Annotated in this window: 21 protein-coding genes; 14 read left to right on the top strand and 7 right to left on the bottom strand. The window is 67.9% G+C overall.

What is annotated here, in order from left to right; genetic code table 11:
* From glnP to HWX31_RS00945, 6 genes are all read left to right on the top strand, one after another.
* Window positions 1-708, top strand: a complete 708-nt coding sequence (gene glnP, locus HWX31_RS00970; RefSeq protein ID WP_174962438.1) for a glutamine ABC transporter permease GlnP — start codon at window positions 1-3, stop codon at window positions 706-708.
* Entirely contained in the window at window positions 705-1433 is a 729-nt protein-coding gene (gene glnQ, locus HWX31_RS00965) for a glutamine ABC transporter ATP-binding protein GlnQ (protein ID WP_174962440.1), read from the top strand. The genes glnP and glnQ overlap by 4 nt, the downstream gene beginning before the upstream one ends.
* 20 nt (window positions 1434-1453) lie before the next feature.
* Window positions 1454-2503 carry a C45 family autoproteolytic acyltransferase/hydrolase gene (locus HWX31_RS00960; protein WP_174962442.1) on the top strand — a complete coding sequence of 350 codons (1050 nt, stop codon included), beginning with the start codon at window positions 1454-1456 and terminating at the stop codon, window positions 2501-2503.
* Window positions 2504-2518: 15 nt separating this feature from the next.
* Window positions 2519-3853: an aspartate aminotransferase family protein gene (locus tag HWX31_RS00955; RefSeq protein ID WP_059658667.1), complete on the top strand. Its 1335-nt coding sequence runs from the start codon at window positions 2519-2521 to the stop codon at window positions 3851-3853.
* Between the two features lie 23 nt (window positions 3854-3876).
* A complete protein-coding gene (locus HWX31_RS00950; RefSeq protein WP_174962444.1) occupies window positions 3877-4431 on the top strand; it encodes a carboxymuconolactone decarboxylase family protein in 555 nt (184 codons plus the stop codon).
* 66 nt (window positions 4432-4497) lie between these two features.
* Complete coding sequence (locus tag HWX31_RS00945; RefSeq protein WP_341829906.1) at window positions 4498-5406, top strand: extensin; 909 nt, start codon at window positions 4498-4500, stop codon at window positions 5404-5406.
* A gap of 81 nt (window positions 5407-5487) precedes the next feature.
* Here the strand turns inward: HWX31_RS00945 and ahpF are convergent, their stop codons facing one another.
* From ahpF to HWX31_RS00930, 3 genes are all read right to left on the bottom strand, one after another.
* On the bottom strand, window positions 5488-7083 hold the full coding sequence (gene ahpF, locus HWX31_RS00940) for an alkyl hydroperoxide reductase subunit F (RefSeq protein ID WP_174962446.1): 1596 nt from the start codon (window positions 7081-7083) through the stop codon (window positions 5488-5490).
* A 120-nt stretch (window positions 7084-7203) separates the two neighbouring features.
* Window positions 7204-7767 carry an alkyl hydroperoxide reductase subunit C gene (gene ahpC / locus HWX31_RS00935; protein ID WP_059610848.1) on the bottom strand — a complete coding sequence of 188 codons (564 nt, stop codon included), beginning with the start codon at window positions 7765-7767 and terminating at the stop codon, window positions 7204-7206.
* A gap of 191 nt (window positions 7768-7958) precedes the next feature.
* Window positions 7959-8381 (bottom strand): transcriptional regulator, encoded by a 423-nt coding sequence (locus tag HWX31_RS00930; protein ID WP_174962448.1) that lies wholly within the window; start codon window positions 8379-8381, stop codon window positions 7959-7961.
* On the opposite strand from HWX31_RS00930, the gene HWX31_RS00925 reads away from it, so the two are divergent.
* The 4 genes from HWX31_RS00925 (at window position 8262) to cuyB (ending at window position 11641) form a co-directional block, all read left to right on the top strand.
* Window positions 8262-8543 carry a hypothetical protein gene (locus HWX31_RS00925; RefSeq protein ID WP_174962425.1) on the top strand — a complete coding sequence of 94 codons (282 nt, stop codon included), beginning with the start codon at window positions 8262-8264 and terminating at the stop codon, window positions 8541-8543. The genes HWX31_RS00930 and HWX31_RS00925 overlap by 120 nt on opposite strands.
* A gap of 178 nt (window positions 8544-8721) precedes the next feature.
* Complete coding sequence (locus tag HWX31_RS00920) at window positions 8722-9627, top strand: substrate-binding periplasmic protein (protein ID WP_415494045.1); 906 nt, start codon at window positions 8722-8724, stop codon at window positions 9625-9627.
* Between the two features lie 15 nt (window positions 9628-9642).
* Window positions 9643-10929: a dicarboxylate/amino acid:cation symporter gene (locus HWX31_RS00915; RefSeq protein ID WP_174962452.1), complete on the top strand. Its 1287-nt coding sequence runs from the start codon at window positions 9643-9645 to the stop codon at window positions 10927-10929.
* 10 nt (window positions 10930-10939) lie between these two features.
* Entirely contained in the window at window positions 10940-11641 is a 702-nt protein-coding gene (gene cuyB / locus HWX31_RS00910) for a cysteate racemase (RefSeq protein ID WP_174962454.1), read from the top strand.
* A 25-nt stretch (window positions 11642-11666) separates the two neighbouring features.
* Here cuyB and HWX31_RS00905 read toward each other — a convergent pair whose 3' ends face one another.
* A complete protein-coding gene (locus HWX31_RS00905; protein WP_059610858.1) occupies window positions 11667-12563 on the bottom strand; it encodes a LysR substrate-binding domain-containing protein in 897 nt (298 codons plus the stop codon).
* Between the two features lie 176 nt (window positions 12564-12739).
* Here HWX31_RS00905 and HWX31_RS00900 point away from each other — a divergent pair, with 176 nt between their 5' ends.
* The 4 genes from HWX31_RS00900 (at window position 12740) to HWX31_RS00885 (ending at window position 16776) form a co-directional block, all read left to right on the top strand.
* Window positions 12740-13906, top strand: coding sequence for a branched-chain amino acid ABC transporter substrate-binding protein (locus tag HWX31_RS00900; protein WP_059658645.1), 1167 nt, complete (start codon window positions 12740-12742; stop codon window positions 13904-13906).
* Window positions 13907-13925: 19 nt separating this feature from the next.
* On the top strand, window positions 13926-14468 hold the full coding sequence (locus tag HWX31_RS00895) for an L-2-amino-thiazoline-4-carboxylic acid hydrolase (RefSeq protein ID WP_174962456.1): 543 nt from the start codon (window positions 13926-13928) through the stop codon (window positions 14466-14468).
* A complete protein-coding gene (locus HWX31_RS00890) occupies window positions 14458-15717 on the top strand; it encodes a Zn-dependent hydrolase (RefSeq protein WP_174962458.1) in 1260 nt (419 codons plus the stop codon). Before HWX31_RS00895 ends, HWX31_RS00890 begins: the two co-directional genes overlap by 11 nt.
* 216 nt (window positions 15718-15933) lie before the next feature.
* Complete coding sequence (locus HWX31_RS00885) at window positions 15934-16776, top strand: DUF3626 domain-containing protein (RefSeq protein ID WP_174962461.1); 843 nt, start codon at window positions 15934-15936, stop codon at window positions 16774-16776.
* 47 nt (window positions 16777-16823) lie between these two features.
* Here the strand turns inward: HWX31_RS00885 and HWX31_RS35125 are convergent, their stop codons facing one another.
* The 3 genes from HWX31_RS35125 to HWX31_RS00875 all read right to left on the bottom strand — a co-directional run bounded on the left by HWX31_RS35125 (window position 16824) and on the right by HWX31_RS00875 (window position 19271).
* Window positions 16824-16958, bottom strand: a complete 135-nt coding sequence (locus tag HWX31_RS35125) for a hypothetical protein (protein WP_279613136.1) — start codon at window positions 16956-16958, stop codon at window positions 16824-16826.
* A gap of 54 nt (window positions 16959-17012) precedes the next feature.
* Complete coding sequence (locus HWX31_RS00880) at window positions 17013-17777, bottom strand: SDR family oxidoreductase (RefSeq protein ID WP_174962463.1); 765 nt, start codon at window positions 17775-17777, stop codon at window positions 17013-17015.
* A gap of 210 nt (window positions 17778-17987) precedes the next feature.
* The gene (locus HWX31_RS00875; RefSeq protein ID WP_415494053.1) at window positions 17988-19271 is read right to left on the bottom strand and encodes a hypothetical protein; all 1284 of its coding nucleotides are present in this window, start codon (window positions 19269-19271) and stop codon (window positions 17988-17990) included.
* Window positions 19272-19280 lie beyond the last annotated feature (9 nt).

The raw sequence follows: 19280 nt of genomic DNA, 5'->3' as shown, positions 1-19280 counted from the left end.
ATGGCGCGGCCGTGCGGCTGCGCCGGTCTTGAATCGAACGGGGAGCGGCAAGTGAATTTCGATTGGTCAGCGATCTGGACGGCGTTGCCGGACCTGATGGATGGGGTACGGCTGACGGTGTTCATCGCGTTATTCGGGTTATTGGGCGGCTTCGTCGTGGGCATGATCGCAGGCATGTTCCGCGCGTACGGGCCGAAGGCAATGAACGTGCTCGCGCAGGTCTACATCGAGCTGATCCGCGGCACGCCGATCGTCGTGCAGGTGATGTTCCTGTATTTCGCGCTGCCGCTGCTCGCGCACATCCGCATCGACGGGCTGACGGCCGCGATCATCGCGATCACCGTGAACTCCGGCGCGTATCTCGCGGAAGTGGTGCGCGGCGCGCTGCTGTCGATTCCGAAGGGATTGACGGAAGCGGGGCTCGCGATGGGGCTGTCGATGCCGCGCGTGCTGCTGAAGGTGGTCGGGCCGCTCGCGTTCCGGCGGCTGATTCCGCCGCTCGGCAACCAGTGCATCGTGAGCCTGAAGGACACGTCGCTGTTCATCGTGATCGGCGTCGGCGAGCTGACGCGCAAGGGGCAGGAAATCATCGCGGGCAATTTCCAGGCAGTCGAGATCTGGACCGCGGTGGCGGCCATCTACCTGATGCTGACGGGCGCGATGACGCTGACGCTGCGCGTGGTCGAGAAACGGATGAAAATCTTATGAGCATGATCGAATTCCAGAACGTGTCGAAGAGCTTCGGCCACGTGCCGGTGCTGAAGAACATCGACCTGAAGATCGACGCAGGCGAGGTGGTGGTCGTGATCGGCCCGTCGGGCTCGGGCAAGTCGACGATGCTGCGCTGTATCAACGCGCTCGAGAAGATCACGTCCGGCGATCTGCTCGTCGACGGCCAGAGCGTGCGCGGCCACGCGGCGACGATCCGCAACATCCGGCTCGAGGCCGGGATGGTGTTCCAGCAGTTCAACCTGTTCCCGCAGATGACCGCGCTCGAGAACGTGATGTTCGGGCCGATGCAGGTGCGCGGCGCATCGCGCGCCGACGCGCGCGACCAGGCGATGGCGCTGCTCGACAAGGTCGGCCTCGAATCGCGCGCGAATCATTACCCGTCCGAGCTGTCGGGCGGCCAGCAGCAGCGCGTCGCGATCGCGCGCGCGCTCGCGATCCGGCCCCGGCTGATGCTGTTCGACGAGCCGACTTCCGCGCTCGATCCGGAACTGCGCCACGAAGTGCTGAAAGTGATGCAGGATCTCGCCAACGAAGGCATGACGATGATCGTCGTCACGCACGAGATCGGCTTCGCGAAGCGGGTCGGCACGCGGCTGCTGTTCATGGATCAGGGCGGCATCGCCGAGGACGGCCACCCGGCCGACCTGATCGACCGGCCGCCGACGCCGCGCCTGAAGGAATTCCTGAAACACGTGTCCTGAGCACGACCCTGACGTCCGACATGCAGCTCTCCCTTTCTCCCGTCATCGCCGGCACGCCGTTCGACATCGGCGTGCGTCTCGGCGAACTCGCGCGGCCGGTGTTCGACGCGTACATGCAGCAGAGCAGTGCGTGGCAGGCGGTCAGCCGCTGGCGCGGCCATCCGTTCGTACACGCGTTGCGGCAGGCGGCGCTCGCCGCGTATCCCGATCTCGTCGCGGAGCTCGACGGGATCGCGGCCGGCCTCGGCTGGCCGGCGGAAGACGTCTTTCTGTGGAATTGCCGCGGCGAGCTGATCCACAACGCGCCGGACGGCTGCACGACGCTCGCCGCGCGCGGCGCGGACGGCACGCGCTGGATCGCGCACAACGAAGACGGCGACCCGTTCCTGCGCGAGCGCTGCCTGCTCGTCGACGTGCGGCCCGCGGGCAAGCCCGGTTTCATCAGCTTCTATTACCCGGGCTCGCTGCCGGGCCACACGTTCGCCGCGAATCGCGCGGGCATCGCGCAGGCGATCAACAATTTGCGTATCAAGACGCCGGCCGCCGGCGTGCCGCGGATGATTCTCGCGCGCGCGGTGCTCGATGCGACGTCGCTCGACGCGGCCGTCGACGTGCTGCGCACGCATGCGCGGGCGAGCGGCTTTCATCACACGCTCGGCGCGACGGACGACGCGCGGCTGCTGAGCATCGAGGCGAGCGTCGCGCGCTGCTCGGTCGTCGACGTCGCGCGGCTGTCCGGCCATGCGAATCACATGGTGCATGCGGGCTGCGACGCGGAGGCCCAGATCGTCACGCAGTCGTCGGCGGATCGGCAGCGGCGCGTCGACGCGCTCACGCCCGGCATCGATGCGATCGACGAGCGCGCGTTGCTGAACGTGCTCGGCGATCGTGCGCCTGAAGGCCTGCCGATCTATCGCGACGATCCGCACGATCCCGACGACGAGAACACGCTTGCGACCGCGGTGTTCGCGATCGGCGCAGCGGGCATCGACATGACAGTCCACCAACACGGCACGCAGCGTTTCGCGACGCGCATCGTGCCGGACAGGCGCGCGACAGACGCGTCCTGAACCATGAGGCAACGCATGACAACCGTTTTCCATCGCGCCCCGCGCGCGACACTCCCGGTCGCCGTCGCCGGCGACGGCATCGAGATCATCGACTCGACCGGCAAGCGCTACATCGACGCATGCGGCGGCGCCGCCGTGTCGTGCCTCGGGCACAGCAACCAGCGCGTGATCGACGCGATCAAGCGCCAGGCGCAGCAACTGCCGTACGCGCACACGTCGTTCTTCACCACCGACGTCGCCGAGGAACTGGCCGACCGGCTCGTCGACGCCGCGCCGGCGGGGCTCGACCATGTGTATTTCGTGTCGGGCGGCTCGGAGGCGATCGAGGCGGCGCTCAAGCTCGCGCGCCAGTATTTCGTCGAGAAGGGCGAGCCGCAGCGGCGTCACTTCATCGCGCGCCGGCAGAGCTATCACGGCAATACGCTCGGCGCGCTCGCGATCGGCGGCAACGCATGGCGGCGCGAGCCGTTCCTGCCGATCCTGATCGAAGCGCATCACGTGAGCCCGTGCTACGCGTATCGCGAGCAGCGCGCGGATGAAACCGAGGAGGCGTTCGCGCAGCGTCTCGCCGACGAACTCGAGCAGAAGATTCTCGAACTCGGCGCGGACAGCGTTGCCGCGTTCGTCGCGGAGACGGTGGTCGGCGCGACGGCCGGCGCGGTGCCGCCGGTGCGCACGTACCTGAAGAAGATTCGCGCGGTGTGCGACAAGTACGGCGTGCTGCTGATCCTCGACGAGATCATGTCGGGGATGGGGCGCACCGGCTACCTGTTCGCGTGCGAGGAAGACGGCGTCGCGCCGGACCTGCTGACGATCGCGAAGGGGCTCGGCGCGGGCTACCAGCCGATCGGCGCGACCCTCGTCAGCGACGAGATCTACCGGACGATCGTCGGCGGGTCGGGCTTCTTCCAGCACGGTCATACGTATATCGGCCATGCGACCGCCTGCGCGGCGGCGCTCGAAGTGCAGCGCGTGATCGCGGAAGAACGCCTGCTCGACAACGTGAAGGCGCGCGGCGAGCAACTGCGTGCGCTGTTGCGCGAGCGTTATGCGCAGCATCCTTATATCGGCGACGTGCGCGGGCGCGGGCTGTTCGTCGGCGTCGAACTCGTGCGCGATCGCGCGAGCAAGGCGGCGTTCGATCCGGCGCTGAAGCTGAACGCGGTGATCAAGCGCGAGGCGATGCAGCGCGGTTTGATGGTGTATCCGATGGGCGGTACGATCGACGGACGCCAGGGCGACCACGTGCTGCTCGCGCCGCCGTTCATCTGCACCGAGCAGCAGATCGACACGATCGTCGAGCGCCTGGCGGGCGCGATCGACGCGGCGGTGGCGGCGGTCGGCGCATGACCGATTCAGCGAACGGACACACGATGACTTCGAGACTTCCCCCATTCGACCCCGCATCCGCGACCGATGCGCAGAAGGCGGTGCTGGCCGAGATTCTCAGCGGCCCGCGCGGCAACCTGAACGGCCCGTTCCTCGGCTGGATCGCGAGCCCCGAGCTGGCGCAGCATGCGCAGCGGCTTGGCGCGTTCTGCCGGTATCGCACCGGCTTGCCGCTGCGCCTGTCGGAGCTCGCGATCCTCGTCACCGCCGCGCGCTGGCGCTCGCAGGCGGAATGGCACATTCATCATCCGATCGCGCTCGATGCCGGCCTGCCGGCCGCGACCGCCGAGGCGATCCGCGACGGCGTCGAACCGATGTTCGAGTCGGACGACGATGCGCTGGTCTACGCGTTCGCGAGCGAGCTGTACGATGCGCGGCGCGTCAGCGACGCGACGTTCGCACGCGCGGAGGAGCGCTTCGGCCACGAGGTGGTCGTCAATCTCGTCGCGCTGCTCGGCTATTACGCGCTCGTCGCGATGACGCTCAATACGTTCGGCATGCGCGCGGAAGGGCAGACGGAATTGCCGTTTCCGGAGTAAGCGGCGCTTGCGCGATATCCGGCACCGACCCCATGAGCGCGTTGGGGTCGGCATCAATGCAACCAAATGTATTCGTCGGATATGACGCGCCGGCGGTCGTTTATCATCGATCGTTCACTTCGATTGACGACCGGTGAGCGAAGCATGACGAATACCCGTAGGAAAGTGATGATCGCCGGGGGGCTGCTGGTGGTCGCGACCAGCGTGTCGTACCTGATGCTCCTCAGGGCGGACCACCGTGCGATAGCGGAAGCCGGCTTCGGCGATGCCGCGCCGGCCGCACCAGCCGCACCAGCGCAAGTGGCCGAACCCCGAGCGGGCGACGATCACGCGGTGCAGGGCAGCATCGGGCAACCGGCGTCTGCCCCCGCAACCGCGACGCATGCCGACGCGGCGCCGCAACAGCCGCCTGTCGCCGTGAGCGCGGTACCGCCGCCACCACCCGTGAGCGCCGTGCCGCCGCCACCGCCGGCACCCGTGAGCCTTCTGCAGAAGCCGCCGCCTGCGCCACCACCCGAGCAGCCGCCTGCGCGCATGAGCGCGACGCTCGTACCCGGGCAGGCAGCTCCGAAAGTCAGCGAAAAACCCCAGCCTCCGGTCCAGCCGAGCGAGCCGCCGTCCGCCGCCGTCGCGTCGGTCGATGCGCAGAAGTCGGCCGCTTCGCCCGCGAATCCGGCGCAACACGCGTCGCGTCAGCGCGACGGCCTCGAGCGTCACGCCGCGACGAATTCGGCCAGGACCTCTGAGACGCCCGAGACCGCCGCGCTGATCAGGGAGTCGGCGAAGCTCGACCCGTCGTTGCCGGCGCCGCAACTTCCGGTGGGTGCAGGCACCGGCGCAGGCGCGGACCGGCACGGCTCGTCCACGGGTTCGAACGCCGTCGCCGCTGCGATGACCGAGCGGCTCGTCAGGGAATCGAGCAGTTTCAAGCCGTCTTCTTCCCCGCCAAAGGACAATCCTGCCGCAACCCAGTGATCCGGGCAGCACAAAAAAAGGACCCCGCACGCTGACCAGAGCATGCGGGGCCAAGAGAGACAACCTTGGGTATGACGGGTATTACGCGGCGACCGCCTCCTCGACGGCCGGCTTCGCGTCGACGGCCGCGACGTCCTGCCGGATCAGGTGGTCGAACGCGGCGAGCGATGCCTTCGCGCCTTCGCCGACCGCGATCACGATCTGCTTGAACGGCGCCGTCGTCACGTCGCCGGCCGCGAACACGCCGGGCACCGACGTCGCGCCGCGCGCATCGACGACGATCTCGCCGTGCTTCGACAGCTCGACCGTGCCCTTCAGCCATTCGGTGTTCGGCACGAGGCCGATCTGCACGAACACGCCTTCGAGATCGATGCGCTTCACGTCGCCGCTGCGCAGGTCCTTGTAGACGAGGCCGTCGAGCTTGCTGCCGTCGCCGGTCAGTTCCATCGTCTGCGCCTGGGTGACGATCGTCACGTTCGGCAGGCTGCGCAGCTTGCGCTGCAGCACTTCGTCCGCGCGCAGTTGTGCGCCGTATTCGATCAGCGTGACCGCCTTCACGATGCCCGCGAGATCGATCGCGGCCTCGACGCCCGAGTTGCCGCCGCCGACCACCGCGACGCGCTTGCCCTTGAACAGCGGGCCGTCGCAGTGCGGGCAGTACGCGACGCCGCGGTTGCGGTATTCGCGCTCGCCGGGCACGTTGATTTCGCGCCAGCGCGCGCCGGTTGCGAGGACGATCGTCTTCGCCTTCAGCACCGCGCCGTTCGCGAGGCGGATCTGGTGCACCGCGCCGGGAATCAGCACTTCCGCGCGCTGTACGTCCATCACGTCGACGTCGTACTGCTTCACGTGCTGTTCGAGCGCGGTCGCGAACTTCGGCCCTTCGGTTTCCTGCACCGACACGAAGTTCTCGATTGCCATCGTGTCGAGCACCTGGCCGCCGAAGCGCTCGGCGACGACGCCGGTCGCGATGCCCTTGCGCGCCGAATAGATCGCGGCTGCCGCGCCCGCCGGGCCGCCGCCGACGATCAGCGTGTCGAACACCGGCTTGTTCTCGAGCGCCTTCGCGGCGCGTGCGCTTGCGCCGGTGTCGAGCTTCGCGAGGATTTCCTTCACGCTGCTGCGGCCCTGGCCGAACGATTCGCCGTTCAGGAACATCGTCGGCACCGCCATGATCTGGCGCGCTTCGACTTCGTTCTGGAACAGCGCGCCGTCGATCGCGACGTGGCGGATGCGCGGGTTGATCAGCGACATCACGTTCAGCGCCTGCACGACTTCCGGGCAGTTCTGGCACGACAGCGAGAAATACGTCTCGAACGCGTAGTCGCCGTCGAGCGCGCGGATCTGCTCGATCACATCGTCGTCGAGCTTGACCGGATGGCCGCCCGTCTGCAGCAGCGCGAGCACGAGCGACGTGAATTCATGGCCCATCGGAATCCCGGCGAAGCGGATGCCCGCGGGCTTGCCCGGTTCGCCGATCGAGAACGACGGCTTGCGCTCGGTGTCGCCGCGGCGTTCGATCACCGTCACACGCGTCGTCAGCGACGCAATCTCGTTGAGCAGCGCGAGCAGTTCCTGCGACTTCGCGCCGTCGTCGAGCGACGCGACGAGCTCGATCGGGCGCGTGATCTTTTCCAGGTACGCTTTGAGTTGGTTCTTGAGATTGGCGTCGAGCATGGCGTTTCGGATTCCGTATTGATGATTCTGTTCGGGCACGTCGTGCCGGAGGGGAGGGCGGGCCGCGCGATGCGGCGGCCGGCCGATGCGCGCCTCGCATGAGGCGCGCGGGGCGTGTCGTCAGATCTTGCCGATCAGGTCGAGCGACGGCGTCAGCGTCTCGGCGCCCGGGGTCCACTTGGCCGGGCACACTTCACCCGGGTGCGCGGCGATGTATTGCGCGGCCTGCACCTTGCGCAGCAGCTCGCCCGCATCGCGGCCGATGCCGTTGTCGTGGATCTCGCACAGCTTGATCTCGCCTTCCGGGTTGATCACGAAGGTGCCGCGCAGCGCCATCCCTTCTTCCTCGATCAGCACGTCGAAGTTGCGCGACAGCGTGAGCGTCGGGTCGCCGATCATCGGGTACTTGATCTTGCCGATCGTGTCCGACGTGTCGTGCCAGGCCTTGTGCGTGAAGTGCGTGTCGGTCGACACCGCGTAGATTTCGACACCCAGCTTCTGGAATTCCGCGTAGCGGTCGGCGAGGTCGCCCAGCTCGGTCGGGCAGACGAACGTGAAGTCGGCCGGGTAGAACACGACGACGGACCACTTGCCCTTGAGGTTCTCGTCGGAGACGGGCACGAAATCGCCGTTGTGGTATGCGGTTGCCTTGAACGGCTTGATTTGGGTGTTGATGATCGGCATCTGGGTTTCCTTGCTCGTTGCGGTGTTGAATTAACGAGTCGCCAGTATCCGGGTTCACCCTGAGTTTGTGAAATTGCTTGTTTCAATCCCCGGGATCGTGAATTCCTATCTGCATGCGCCGGTGTGCGCAGGAGATGCGAAGGGCGCGGCGGATTGTCGCAGCGCAAGCCCGTTATTAGCGTGAACAGGCCCTATCGTTTCGGCGCGTCGCCGTAGAACTGCTCGATCAGCTCCTCGAGCAGGTAGCGGTGGTGCGCCGACAGCGTCTCGATCTTCGACGCCAGCTCGATCGTCTCGGGCGTCGGCGGATAGTGCTCGTCGCGCGGCAGCGGCGGCGGCGTCATGCACGACGCGACGCTCGGCGGCGGGCCGTAGCGCAGCCAGTGCAGGTCGACGCGCAGCCACGTCGCGAGCGTGCGAAGTTTGTCCGGCGTCGGGATCGTGCGCCCGGTCATCCATTTGTGCACGGTCTGCGTCGACACCGGATGCGCGCCATGGTGGCGGAGATTGAAGTGCCGCGCCAGATCCGTCGCGCCCGCGACTTTCTGTGGACCGCGTCGCAGTGCGAATTTCAGGCGTTCGCTGAACGCCGCTTTTTCTTCGGGTGTCGGCATGGCGCGATTGTGCATTTTGGCCGACACGCGCCGGGCAACCGGTCGGGTGAGATGTATCCCGCCGGCGTCGCCGCGCACGACGATGCGCGAACCAACCGGCCCGTGCCGCCTCGCCCGGGCCATCCGACGGATTTCAACCGGCGGGCGCATTTGAGACATTGAACGGGCGGGCAGTGCTGCCGCCTCGACCGAAAGCGCGACCCGACGCGCGTCGTCCTGAAGCCCGTTCGACCTGAACGGATCGGCGCATCGTGCGCAACGTCCGATTTCTCTTCTTTGCGATATGAACCACGTTCCCGGACGCGTCGCCCGTGTTCTGCTGGCATGGGCCCGTGACGCGATGCATTCCTGTTGGCCGGCCCGCGTGCCTGCGGGCTGGTTGCTCGGCGCGCTCGTCGTCGCGCTGTTCGCCGGCCCGGCGCACTCGCGCGATGCGCAGGCATCGGCGCCGGTCGCGGCGACGCCTCCGGCCGCGACGCCGGCCGGACTCGTGCAGATGCCCGACGGCAGGCTGCTCGCGCCGGAATTCGCGCGCATCGTCACGCGGGGCGAACTCGTCGTCGCGGTGCTCGGCGTCGACCAGCCGCCGTTCTTCGAGTCGCGCAACGGCGAATTGGCCGGCGTCGACATCGACCTCGCGAACGAGATCGCGAAAAAGCTCGGCGTGGCGGTGCGTTTCGACCGCGAGGCCGCCACGTTCGACGGCGTCGTGCAACTGCTCGCGACGGGGCGTGCCGATCTCGCCGTCAGCAAGCTGTCGCGCACGCTGCCGCGCGCGCAGGTCATCCGCTTCAGCACGCCGTACGTGAGCCTGAAGCGTGCGCTGCTGTTCAATCGCGTCCGGTTCGCCGAGCTTGCGAGGGGGCGCCCCGTGCCGGAGGTCGTGCGCGACTACGACGGCACGATCGGCATCGTGGCGGGCTCGGCCTACGCGGACTACGTGCAGACCGACTTTCCGAAAGCGCGGATCCGCACCTACTCGAGCTGGAGCGCGGTGCTGGATGCGCTGAACGCCGGCGCCGTATCGGCGACCTATCGCGACGAGCTCGCCATCAAGCGCGTGATGAAAGAGCAGCCGACAGCGCCGATTCGCCTGCGCGTGGCGACGCTCGCCGATCTCAACGATGCGCTCGCGATCGGCGTGCGCGTCTCCGATCCGACGCTGCTGGCTTTCGTCAACCAGTTCCTGGAGGACCGTGGCAGACGGTTCGACGTGAAGTCGCTGCTCAATGCGACGAGTCGCTGACATGGACATCAAAAAATGAAAACGACAACCCGTTCCCAATGGCTTCATGCTTTCGCCGTCAATCCGTGGACCGTGTTCGGCAGCCTCGCGCTCGGCGTGATGGCCGGCATGCTGCTGCCGGAAGCCGCGCCGAAATTCGCGTTCGTCGGGGACATTTACGTCGGCCTGCTGAAGATGACGGCGCTGCCGTTCATGGTGGCGGCCGTGATCTTCAGCCTGCAGCGGCTGATGCGCGACGGCAGCGCGGCGGATCTCGTCGGGCGCGTGATGGTGATGTTCGTCGGCGTGTCGGTGTTCGTCGTCGTCGTCGGGGCGGTCGTGCTGCTCGCGATGCGGCCGGGCGAGCACCTGTCGAACGACACGCTCAGGGCCTTCGGCGCGATGGTCGGCAGCGACGGCGCGGCGAGCGACACCGTGATGAGCCTGTACGGCGCCGATCCGTCGGAGAAGACCTCCGGTTTCGCCGACATGGTGATCGCGCTCGTGCCGGGCAACTTCTTCGCCGCGCTGGCGAACGGGGATACGCTGAAAGCGCTCGTCTTCTCGTTGTTCTTCGGCTTCGCGGCCGGGCGGGTCCCCGCGAGCGCGTCGACGGCGCTCGCCCAGTCGCTGGAGACGGTCTACTTCACGTGCCAGAAGCTCATGCACTGGCTCGCCTATCCGACGCCGGTCGTGCTGTTCTGCATGGGCGCCGCGCACATCGGCACGTCCGGCATCGGGCCGCTCGAAGCGATGATCCGCTTCGTCGCGGCGTTCCTTGTCGTGTCGGCGTTGCTGATCGGGGCGGCGGTCGTCGTGATCTGGAAGCGCTCGGGGCGCACGCTGGCCGTGACGCTCGCCGAGCTGCGCATCCCGTTCGCGCTCGCGCTTGCCACCCGCAGCAGCATGGCCTGCATGCCGGGGATGATCCAGTGTCTCGTCGACGGGTTCGGCTTTGCCCGCGCGCGCGTCGAGCTGCTCGTGCCGTTGACCGTATCGCTGCTGCGCGTCGGCCCGATGGTCTATTACGCCAGCGCGACGCTGTTCATCGCGCAGCTCTACGAGCGTCCCCTCGATGCGGGCGAGCTCGGGCTCGTGCTGCTCGCGTCGGTGCTCGCCGGTTTTGCGTCGGCGGGCACGTCGGGCCTCGTGACCGTGTCGCTGGCCGGCATGACGTGCGCGTATCTGCATCTGCCGTTCGAGGCCGCGTTCGTGCTGTTCGCCGCGGTCGATCCGGTTTGCGAGATGCTGCGGACCCTGTTGCTGGTGATCGGCAATGCGGCCGTCGTTTCGTTCATCTGTTCGCGGCCGTCGCGAAACTAGGAGACGACTCATGGCACTCATCGGCGTTCTAGGCGGAATGGGGCCGCTCGCCACGGTCGACTTCATGCACCGCGTGATGCAGCTGACGCGCGCACGCTGCGATCAGGAGCATCTGTCGATGATCGTCGCGAACCTGACGCATACGCCCGATCGCTCGCGCGCGATCGTCGCCGGCGGCGTCGACCCGTTGCCGGCGCTGCTCGACGGCATCGACCTGCTGAACCGGTGCGGCGCCGGCGTGATCGTGATCCCGTGCAATTCGGCGCATCACTGGTACGCGCAGATGGCCGAACGGAGCGACGCGCCGATCCTGCATATCGTCGACGCGGCGGTGGCCGCGTTGCCGGCGGGCATCCGGCGGGTCGCGGTGCTCGCGACGGGCGGCGCGCTCGTGTCCGGGTTCTATCAGGCGTCGCTGCGCTCGCGCGGCATCGAGCCGGTGATGCCGGCCGCGGCCGCCCAGCGCGACATCGCCGCATGCATCGAGGCCGTCAAGGCAACGCAGATCGAAGCCGCCGCCGGGCATCTGTCGCGGGCGCTGGCGACGCTCGAGCGGCGCAAGGTTTCCGTCGCTGTGATGGGCTGCACGGAGATTCCGATCGCGGCGCGCGCGTTGCGCAACGCGAGGGTCATGCTCATCGACAGCACGCAGGAACTGGCGCGCGCGACGGTCGCCTATGCGGTCGAACGAGGCTGGGGCAGGGCGATGTAGACGACGATGCCAAGGGCGCCCGGCATCACGCCGCCGCCATGTGCCTCAACCACGCCGCGAGCCGCCCGGCGCCATCCGGCAAGTCCGTGTCCTCCCGCGTGCACAGGTAGTAGTCGCGCCCGTCGTCGAGCACGTGATCGAACAGCCGCACGAGCTCGCCGCTCGCCAGCTCGCGTTCGACGAGCGGCGCGCGCAGCAGCGCGACGCCGAGATCCGCGCGCGCCGCGCTCAGCGTGAGCTGGCCGTCCTCGAACATCGGGCCGACCGCGTGCGAAACGTGCCGCACGCCTGCGCCCTGCAGCCAGTTGACCCACGCGCTGCGATCCTCGTCGTGCACGAGCGGCGCGTGCGCGAGATCGGCCGGGGTGCGGAACGGCCCGTGACGCTCGAGGAACGACGGGCTGCACATCGGCGTCATCGCGCCCGGCAGCAGGCGCTCGCAGCGATAGCCGGGCCAGTCGCCGGTGCCGAAGCGGATCGACAGGTCCGACGCATCGCTTCGGTAGTTGCGGTGGTGCGCATACAGCACGGTCACGTCGACGTCGGTGTTCTCCGCGAGGAACGCATGCAGGCGCGGGATGAACCAGCCGATGCCGAACAGCGGGATCAGGCTGATCGTGATCTGCCGCAGCGACGAGCGGTCGCGCACGAAGCGCGTCGCGCTGCGCAGCACCGAGAACGCGGCGCTGATCGACCGGTAGTAGTCGCGGCCTTCGTCGGTAAGCGCGAGCAGGCGCCCGTCGCGCACGGTCAGCGGCGTCTGGATGAACGCGTCGAGCAACTGCAGCTGGTGGCTGACCGCGGACGGCGTGATGTCGAGCTCGGCCGCCGCCGCGGTGACCGAGCCGAGGCGCGCGAACGCCTCGAACGCGCGGACGGCGCGCAGCGGCGGATCGTGTGGCAATTGTTCGATATTTTTCATGTGTCAAATTTTATCGAAAAGTCGGGGTAAGCGACAAGCTGAAAATAGCTTGTGTTTACAGGGTGTTGCGCTATTGTGTCGGGAATGGCATAAGCATCCAACAATTGGATATTTGGGGTGTGGAAGCCGATTATTTAATATTTTTCATGTTTTCCCGATTCACTCCCGGTTCCCACATGAAAATCTCCTTCGTTCCCGCCAGCCTCGCGTGGTCCGCGGCTGCCCTGATCGCTTCCACGCCCGCCGTCGCGCAATCCGCGCCGCAGACGATCCTGATCGGCCTCGCGGCGCCGCTGACCGGCCCGTCCGCGCGGATCGGCAAGGACCTGCAGAACGGCGCGCAGCTCGCGATCGACGACGCGAACGCGAAGCACCCGAGCATCGGCGGCAAGCCGGTGGTCTACAAGCTCGTCGCGGCGGACGACCAGTCCGACCCGCGCACCGCCGTCGCGGTGGCGCAGCAGCTCGTCGACAAGCACGTGATCGGCGTGGTCGGCCACTGGAACACCGGCTGCAGCGTGCCCGCGTCGCGCGTCTATCGCGACGCCGGGATTGCGCAGATCGCACCCGCGTCGACCGGTCATCAATACACGCAGCAGGGCTACGCGACGGCGTTCCGCATCATGGGTCACGACGATGCGGGCGGCAACTTCACGGGTGCCTACGCGGTGAAGACGCTGAAGGCGAAGCGCATCGCGGTGATCGACGATCGCACGTCGTTCGGCGCGGGCCTGGCCGACCAGTTCATCAAGGGCGTCGAGGCGAGCGGCGGCGCGATCGTCGATCGCCAGTACGTGAACGACAAGACGACCGATTTCAGCGGCGTGCTGACCGCGATCAAGGGCAAGCGCGCGGATCTCGTGTTCTTCGGCGGCCTCGACGCGCAGGCCGCGCCGCTCGCGCGGCGCATGCGCCAGCTCGGCGTGAATGCGCCGCTGCTCGGCGCGGGCGGCTTCGTGAGCCAGACCTTCCTGTCGCTCGCGGGCAAGGACGGTGAGGGCGTCACCGCGCTCGAACCGGGCCTGCCGCTCGCGCGCATGCCGGGCGGCAGCGCGTTCGATGCGCAGTACCAGTCGCGCTACCACGCGCCGATCGAGCTGCACGCGCCGTTCGCGTACGACGCGGCCGCGACGCTGATCGCCGCGACGCAAAAGGCCGGCACGACACAGCCGGCGAAGCTGGTCGCCGCGGTGCGCGCGATCGACCGGCCGGGCGTGACGGGCCGGATCGCGTTCGACGACGCGGGCAACCTGAAGAACCCCGCGTTCACGATCTACCAGGTGCGCGGCGGCAAGTGGACCGTCGTCGACGTGCTCGGCGGCGCGCGCGCCGCGTCCAAATGACCTCATGGAGACCTCGACAATGACCGAACCCACCCAGGCTCCGGCCGCCGCGCCGGACGACACGCGCCTCGGCATACTCGCGCGGCGCCGCATCGAGGCGGAAATCATCAAGCCGATCTACGAGATCATGAAGCGCGAGTTCGGCATCGAGCGTGCGCAGGCGGTGATCGCGGAAGCGGTGCGCGGCGCGGCCGTCGACGCGGGGCGCACGTTCGCCGCGCAGGAACCGGGCGGCACGAGCGTAAAGTCGTTCGTCGCGCTGCAGGTGCTGTGGGAGAAGGACGACGCGCTCGACGTCGAGGTGCGCCGCGAGGACGACGCGCATTTCGACTACGACGTGAACCGCTGCAGCTATGCGGAGATGTATCACGCGATGGGGCTCGGCGAAATCGGCCATCTGCTGAGCTGCGCACGCGACAGCTATTTCATCCAGGGCTACGATCCGCGCATCGCGCTCACGCGCACCACCACGATCATGCAGGGCGGCAAGCGCTGCGATTTCCGCTATCGGCTGACGGATGCGGCGCGCGGCGGCGAGCAGGGAGCGGGCGATGCGGCGTGACGACAACCTGCGCGTACCGCGCGTGAACGGCGAGCGGCTGTGGGCGTCGCTCGAACGGATGGCGCAGATCGGCGCGACGCCGAAGGGCGGCGTGTGCCGGCTCGCGCTGACGGACCTCGACCGCGAATCGCGCGACCTGTTCGTGCAATGGGCGCGCGACGCCGGCTGCACGGTGCGGGTCGACCGGATGGGCAACGTGTTCGCGCGCCGCGCGGGCCGCAACCCGGACGCCGCGCCGGTGATGACCGGCTCGCATGCCGATTCGCAGCCGACCGGCGGCCGCTACGACGGCATCTACGGCGTGCTCGGCGGGCTCGAAGTGGTGCGCGCGCTGAACGATGCGGGCATCGAGACCGGGCGGCCGATCGACGTGGTGATCTGGACCAACGAGGAAGGCTCGCGCTTCGCGCCGGCGATCGTCGCGGCCGGCGTGTTCGCGGGCGTCTATACGCTCGACTACGGGCTGTCGCGCACCGACGCCGCGGGCAAGACGATCGGCGAGGAGCTCGCGCGGATCGGCTATGCGGGCGGCGAGCCGGTCGGCGGCTATCCGGTGCACGCGGCCTACGAGCTGCATATCGAGCAGGGCGCGATTCTCGAGCGCGCGGGCAAGACGATCGGCGTCGTGACGGCCGGGCAAGGGCAGCGCTGGTACGAGGTGACGCTGACCGGCGTCGACGCGCACGCGGGCACGACGCCGATGGAATTCCGCCGCGACGCGCTGGTCGGCGCCGCGCGGATGATCGCATTCGTCGACGCGCTGGGCCGCCGTCATGCGCCGCATGCGCGCGCGACGGTCGGGATGATCGACGCGCGCCCGAACTCGCGCAACACGGTGCCGGGCGGGTGCTTTTTCACGGTCGAATTCCGGCATCCGGACGACGCGGTGCTCGACGCGCTGGACGCCGCGCTGCGCGCGGAACTCGCGCGCGTGGCGGGCGAGGCCGGCCTCGGCGCGCAGATCGAGCAGATCTTCAAATATCCGCCGGTGCCGTTCGCGCCGGCCTGCATCGACGCGGTGCGCGACGCGGCCGACGCGCTCGGACTGCCGCACATGGACATCGTGTCCGGCGCGGGCCATGACGCGTGCTATATCGCGCGCGTCGCGCCGACCGGGATGATCTTCGTGCCGTGCGTCGACGGGTTGAGCCACAACGAGGCCGAGGCGATCACGCCAGAGTGGGCGGCGGCCGGTGCGGACGTGCTGCTGCGCGCGGTGCTGCAAAGCGCGCAGGAAGCGGGCGATTGATGGTGCAGGGGCGGCGGCATCCTGCGCGCGCCGCTCCGTCATCGACCGGTGGAACAGGGTTCGCCCGGCTCCGTGAGCGCGCTTTCCCGCCCCGGTTCGAAATCGGCTTCCCGCACGCCGGCCGGCGTCAACGACACGAAGCAGCACAAGCTGTAGTATCGTGCTCCGACACGGCCAGCAACACCCGGCAACGTTCGACGCTACCGGACGACACGCATGGACACTCCCGCAGAGCGGGCGCTCTCACATATCCGACGATCCCTGCCGCCGGCGCGGCCGGGCCCGGAATTTCCCGTCACGCTCAATTTCCATCCGGACACGCGGGCCGACGGCGTCGGCACGCTCGAGCGGATCGTCCGCGACGGCATCTACCGGTCCCAGTTCGAGACGGCGACGAGCAACGGCGGCCTGACCGCGCATCCCGGCGGCGATCGCTGGCTCTGGGAAAGCCGGATGTTCGGGCAGGCATACGATGACGCCGATCCCGCGCTGCGGCCGAAGTACGGCGCGCTGAACCATCGTCTCGATCCTGTCGGCGGGTCGCGCCGCTTCGGATCGTGTCATTTGCGCCTGCGAAGCGATGCGCATCGGCGAACGACCTTCTGCTACCCCGACAGCTTTTACCGGCCCGCGCATTTCGCGGTTCACGACTGCACGGCGCTGATCGCGCTCGCGGCCGAAAACCGCGACGGCCTCGATCCGCTGCTCGACAACTACATCGAGGCGCAGGTGCACGGCGTGGTCAGCCTGGCCGACGACGTCGACGCGATCGTGCTCGATCCGAGCTATCGCGATACGCCGGTCGAGGCGGCGGCTGCGCGTTCGGGCTGCCGGGTCGAGTGGCACGGCGGTTTCCGGCTGTCGCTGGATCGGCTTCCCGAGTGCGAGCAGTTCCGTGGACGGGCGGCCGCCGACGGAATCGCGCGCATCGCCGTCGATCGCATCGTGACGCCGGCCTTGATCGGCCGCGCGCGGGACGGCGTACTCGACTATCAGACGGCCAAATGGGTGTGGCACTGCGTGGCGCGGTTCGGACAGGGTAGCGGGATCGCGGACTGAACGCGTTCATCCGGCGCGCGCCACGCGACGCCGCGCTCGCCGTCGCGTCACCGACTCGAACACTGCGCTTCCGCCTTCGGCAAAGGCGTTTCGCGCTGCGGCTCGAAGTCGGCTTCGCGCGTGCCGGATGGCGTCAGCGACACGAAATGCATCGTCGCGCTGCGCGCCGGGGATGCGTTCACGTCGAAGTTGCTGAATTCGTTCCCGGGTTGTTTAAAGCGGCCCATGCTCCGACATCAGGTGCGATTGATCGATACCCCTCCATCAACCAGCAGCGCCCCGCCGGTCATGAATGAAGAGGCGCTGGAAGCCATGTAGAGGACCGACTGCGCAAGTTCCTCCGGCGTAGCAATACGTTTGAGCGCGTGTAGTCCCGCCACATGAGCCATTGCTTCGGGCGACGCACTCATTGTGCGCCCCATGGGGGTGTCGACTCCGCCAGGAAGAATTGCGTTGACGCGAATGGCCTTCGGTCCAAACTCCGCGGCGAGTGACTGGGTCAGCCCGATCAATCCTGCCTTGCTGGCAGCGTAGGCCGCGACGCCGGGGAAGCCGACCGTGTACCCAACAAAAGTCGAAGTAAAGATGATGCTTCCGGAGCCACGAAGCATCATCGCGGGGATCTGATGCTTCGCGCCGAGGAACGCACTTGTGAGATTGGTGTCAATCGTCTCGCACCAACCCGTCTCGGATATTTGTGGCGTGGGACCCATTTCGCCAAGCGTCCCCGCGTTGTTGAACGCAATGTCCAGGCCACCGAAGCGGTCAACGGCCGTCTGAACGAGAGTCCGCGCATATGTCTCATCCCTGACGTCGCCCGCGACGTATATCGCCGTTCCTCTCTGTGCGGTGATTTCCGTCACAAGGCTTTCCAGCTCGGCCTTGCGACGGGCGCCAACTACCACCGCTGCGCCCTCGCGAGCGAAAAGCAACGCGGTCGCGCGTCCAATTCCAGAACTGGCGCCGGTGATGATGGCGACCTTGTTTGCAAGCACGTTCATTGTCTTTTCTCATGTTCGGATTGGTCAGTTGTTAGTCTGGTCGCATCTCGACGCGCGAGCACTCCGTTTCTTGCTATTGAATTCGGGCGGAATTTTCTATGGCTAACTGCTCGCCAGGAAAGTAAAAAACCGACTCAAGCGATTTTGAACTGACCTCTTGGGCGAATCGTCCGCGGTGTCACGATGAAGAGGCGGGGGCGTGCCGCTTCGTCATTGCCGGTTGGCGCATTGCGCTTCCGGCTCCGCAAGCGCGCTTTCCCGCCCCGGTTCGAAATCGGCTTCCCGCACGCCGGCCGGCGTCAGCGACACGAAATGCATCGCCGCGCCGCGCGCCGGGAAACCGGCGATACCCGTCGTGCCCCACGGAATCGGCGAGCGCTGCGCGCCGCTCACGGTGATTCGCGCGGGCGCCAGCGCCAGCGTCAGCAGCCGCCCGTCGCGGGTCGGCACATACGCATGCGTGCCGGCGACACCGATGCCGGATTCGCGCACCGACGCCGGCAGGCAGTCGAGCGTCGCAGTGCGGCGGCCGTCCGGGGCGATCAGCATCGCGACGCCGCGCTGGTCCGCCGCCGTCGTGACGACGACGAAGCGGTCGATCGCCGGCACGTAGGCCGACGAGTAGACGTAGTACTGGATCGCATCGTTCAGCCGCCCGAGCCTTTCCAGCTTCGCCGTCACCGGATCGAACATCGCGTATTCGAGCGTCGCGTCCGTGCTGCCTTCGATGAATTTCTGCCAGACCAGCAGCGCGTTGCGCGGCGAGCCCGCGATCACGGGCCACCACTCGCGGCTGTGCGGCGCGACCGGGACGTGGTTCAGCAGCCGGCCGGCGGCATCGTAGGTCTTCAGGTAGACGCCGCCGCCGGTGCCCAGGTTGTCGACGCCGCCGCCGTCGACCCAGTCGGCGGAATAGAACACGACGAAGCGCTCGCCGACCGCGGCGACGTGCCCCGAGTGGCCGCCCGACTCGACGTCGTTCGGATACGGCTTGACCGGCTTCAGGTCGCGGCGATAGACGCCGTACCGCTGGCTGACTTCCTGCGGCGCGTTCCAGCCGTCCTCGAACGTGACGAAGAGGTCGCCGTGGTCGTTCTGCGCGACCGACACCGGCTCCTGCGCTTCGGGCCGGCTGATGAACGTGCGGACGTGCGTGAGGCGGGCACTGCCGGGCGACCACTCGCCGACGTAAACGTCATGCGGCCAGTTGCCGTTGGACAGCGCGCCGCGCGGCGGGAGGCCCGAGCTGCTGAAGAAGATCCAGCGCTTGCCGTTGCCGGCGTCGGCCACGCCGATGCCGTGCATGAAGCGCCGCGGGTCGCCGGTGTCCTTGCGTTGCGCGGACGGGCGGGGCGCGGCCTTGTGTCCGGCGGTCGCGCCCGCGAGCGCGGCCGGCGGGGCCATGCTCGCCGCGACGACGAGACAGCAGGCGGCGCACAGCGTGCTGGCGGCGGCCTGCGCCGCCTTCCACCGGTTCTCCTTCGATCCGGCCATGATCCGCGC

The organism is Burkholderia ubonensis, from assembly GCF_902833085.1.
Classification (GTDB): Bacteria; Pseudomonadota; Gammaproteobacteria; order Burkholderiales; family Burkholderiaceae; genus Burkholderia; species Burkholderia ubonensis.
This window is presented reverse-complemented; position numbering and strand designations above follow the sequence as displayed.

Bases quoted from the DNA above. Each gene is read 5' to 3' on its own strand.
- glnP (WP_174962438.1), top strand. From the start codon at position 1: ATGGCGCGGCCGTGCGGCTGCGCCGGTCTTGAATCGAACGGGGAGCGG.
- glnQ (WP_174962440.1), top strand. From the start codon at position 705: ATGAGCATGATCGAATTCCAGAACGTGTCGAAGAGCTTCGGCCACGTG.
- HWX31_RS00960 (WP_174962442.1), top strand. From the start codon at position 1,454: ATGCAGCTCTCCCTTTCTCCCGTCATCGCCGGCACGCCGTTCGACATC.
- HWX31_RS00955 (WP_059658667.1), top strand. From the start codon at position 2,519: ATGACAACCGTTTTCCATCGCGCCCCGCGCGCGACACTCCCGGTCGCC.
- HWX31_RS00950 (WP_174962444.1), top strand. From the start codon at position 3,877: ATGACTTCGAGACTTCCCCCATTCGACCCCGCATCCGCGACCGATGCG.
- HWX31_RS00945 (WP_341829906.1), top strand. From the start codon at position 4,498: ATGTATTCGTCGGATATGACGCGCCGGCGGTCGTTTATCATCGATCGT.
- ahpF (WP_174962446.1), bottom strand. From the start codon at position 7,083: ATGCTCGACGCCAATCTCAAGAACCAACTCAAAGCGTACCTGGAAAAG.
- ahpC (WP_059610848.1), bottom strand. From the start codon at position 7,767: ATGCCGATCATCAACACCCAAATCAAGCCGTTCAAGGCAACCGCATAC.
- HWX31_RS00925 (WP_174962425.1), top strand. From the start codon at position 8,262: ATGGTGGCGGAGATTGAAGTGCCGCGCCAGATCCGTCGCGCCCGCGAC.
- HWX31_RS00930 (WP_174962448.1), bottom strand. From the start codon at position 8,381: ATGCCGACACCCGAAGAAAAAGCGGCGTTCAGCGAACGCCTGAAATTC.
- HWX31_RS00920 (WP_415494045.1), top strand. From the start codon at position 8,722: ATGCATTCCTGTTGGCCGGCCCGCGTGCCTGCGGGCTGGTTGCTCGGC.
- HWX31_RS00915 (WP_174962452.1), top strand. From the start codon at position 9,643: ATGAAAACGACAACCCGTTCCCAATGGCTTCATGCTTTCGCCGTCAAT.
- cuyB (WP_174962454.1), top strand. From the start codon at position 10,940: ATGGCACTCATCGGCGTTCTAGGCGGAATGGGGCCGCTCGCCACGGTC.
- HWX31_RS00905 (WP_059610858.1), bottom strand. From the start codon at position 12,563: ATGAAAAATATCGAACAATTGCCACACGATCCGCCGCTGCGCGCCGTC.
- HWX31_RS00900 (WP_059658645.1), top strand. From the start codon at position 12,740: ATGAAAATCTCCTTCGTTCCCGCCAGCCTCGCGTGGTCCGCGGCTGCC.
- HWX31_RS00895 (WP_174962456.1), top strand. From the start codon at position 13,926: ATGACCGAACCCACCCAGGCTCCGGCCGCCGCGCCGGACGACACGCGC.
- HWX31_RS00890 (WP_174962458.1), top strand. From the start codon at position 14,458: ATGCGGCGTGACGACAACCTGCGCGTACCGCGCGTGAACGGCGAGCGG.
- HWX31_RS00885 (WP_174962461.1), top strand. From the start codon at position 15,934: ATGGACACTCCCGCAGAGCGGGCGCTCTCACATATCCGACGATCCCTG.
- HWX31_RS00880 (WP_174962463.1), bottom strand. From the start codon at position 17,777: ATGAACGTGCTTGCAAACAAGGTCGCCATCATCACCGGCGCCAGTTCT.
- HWX31_RS00875 (WP_415494053.1), bottom strand. From the start codon at position 19,271: ATGGCCGGATCGAAGGAGAACCGGTGGAAGGCGGCGCAGGCCGCCGCC.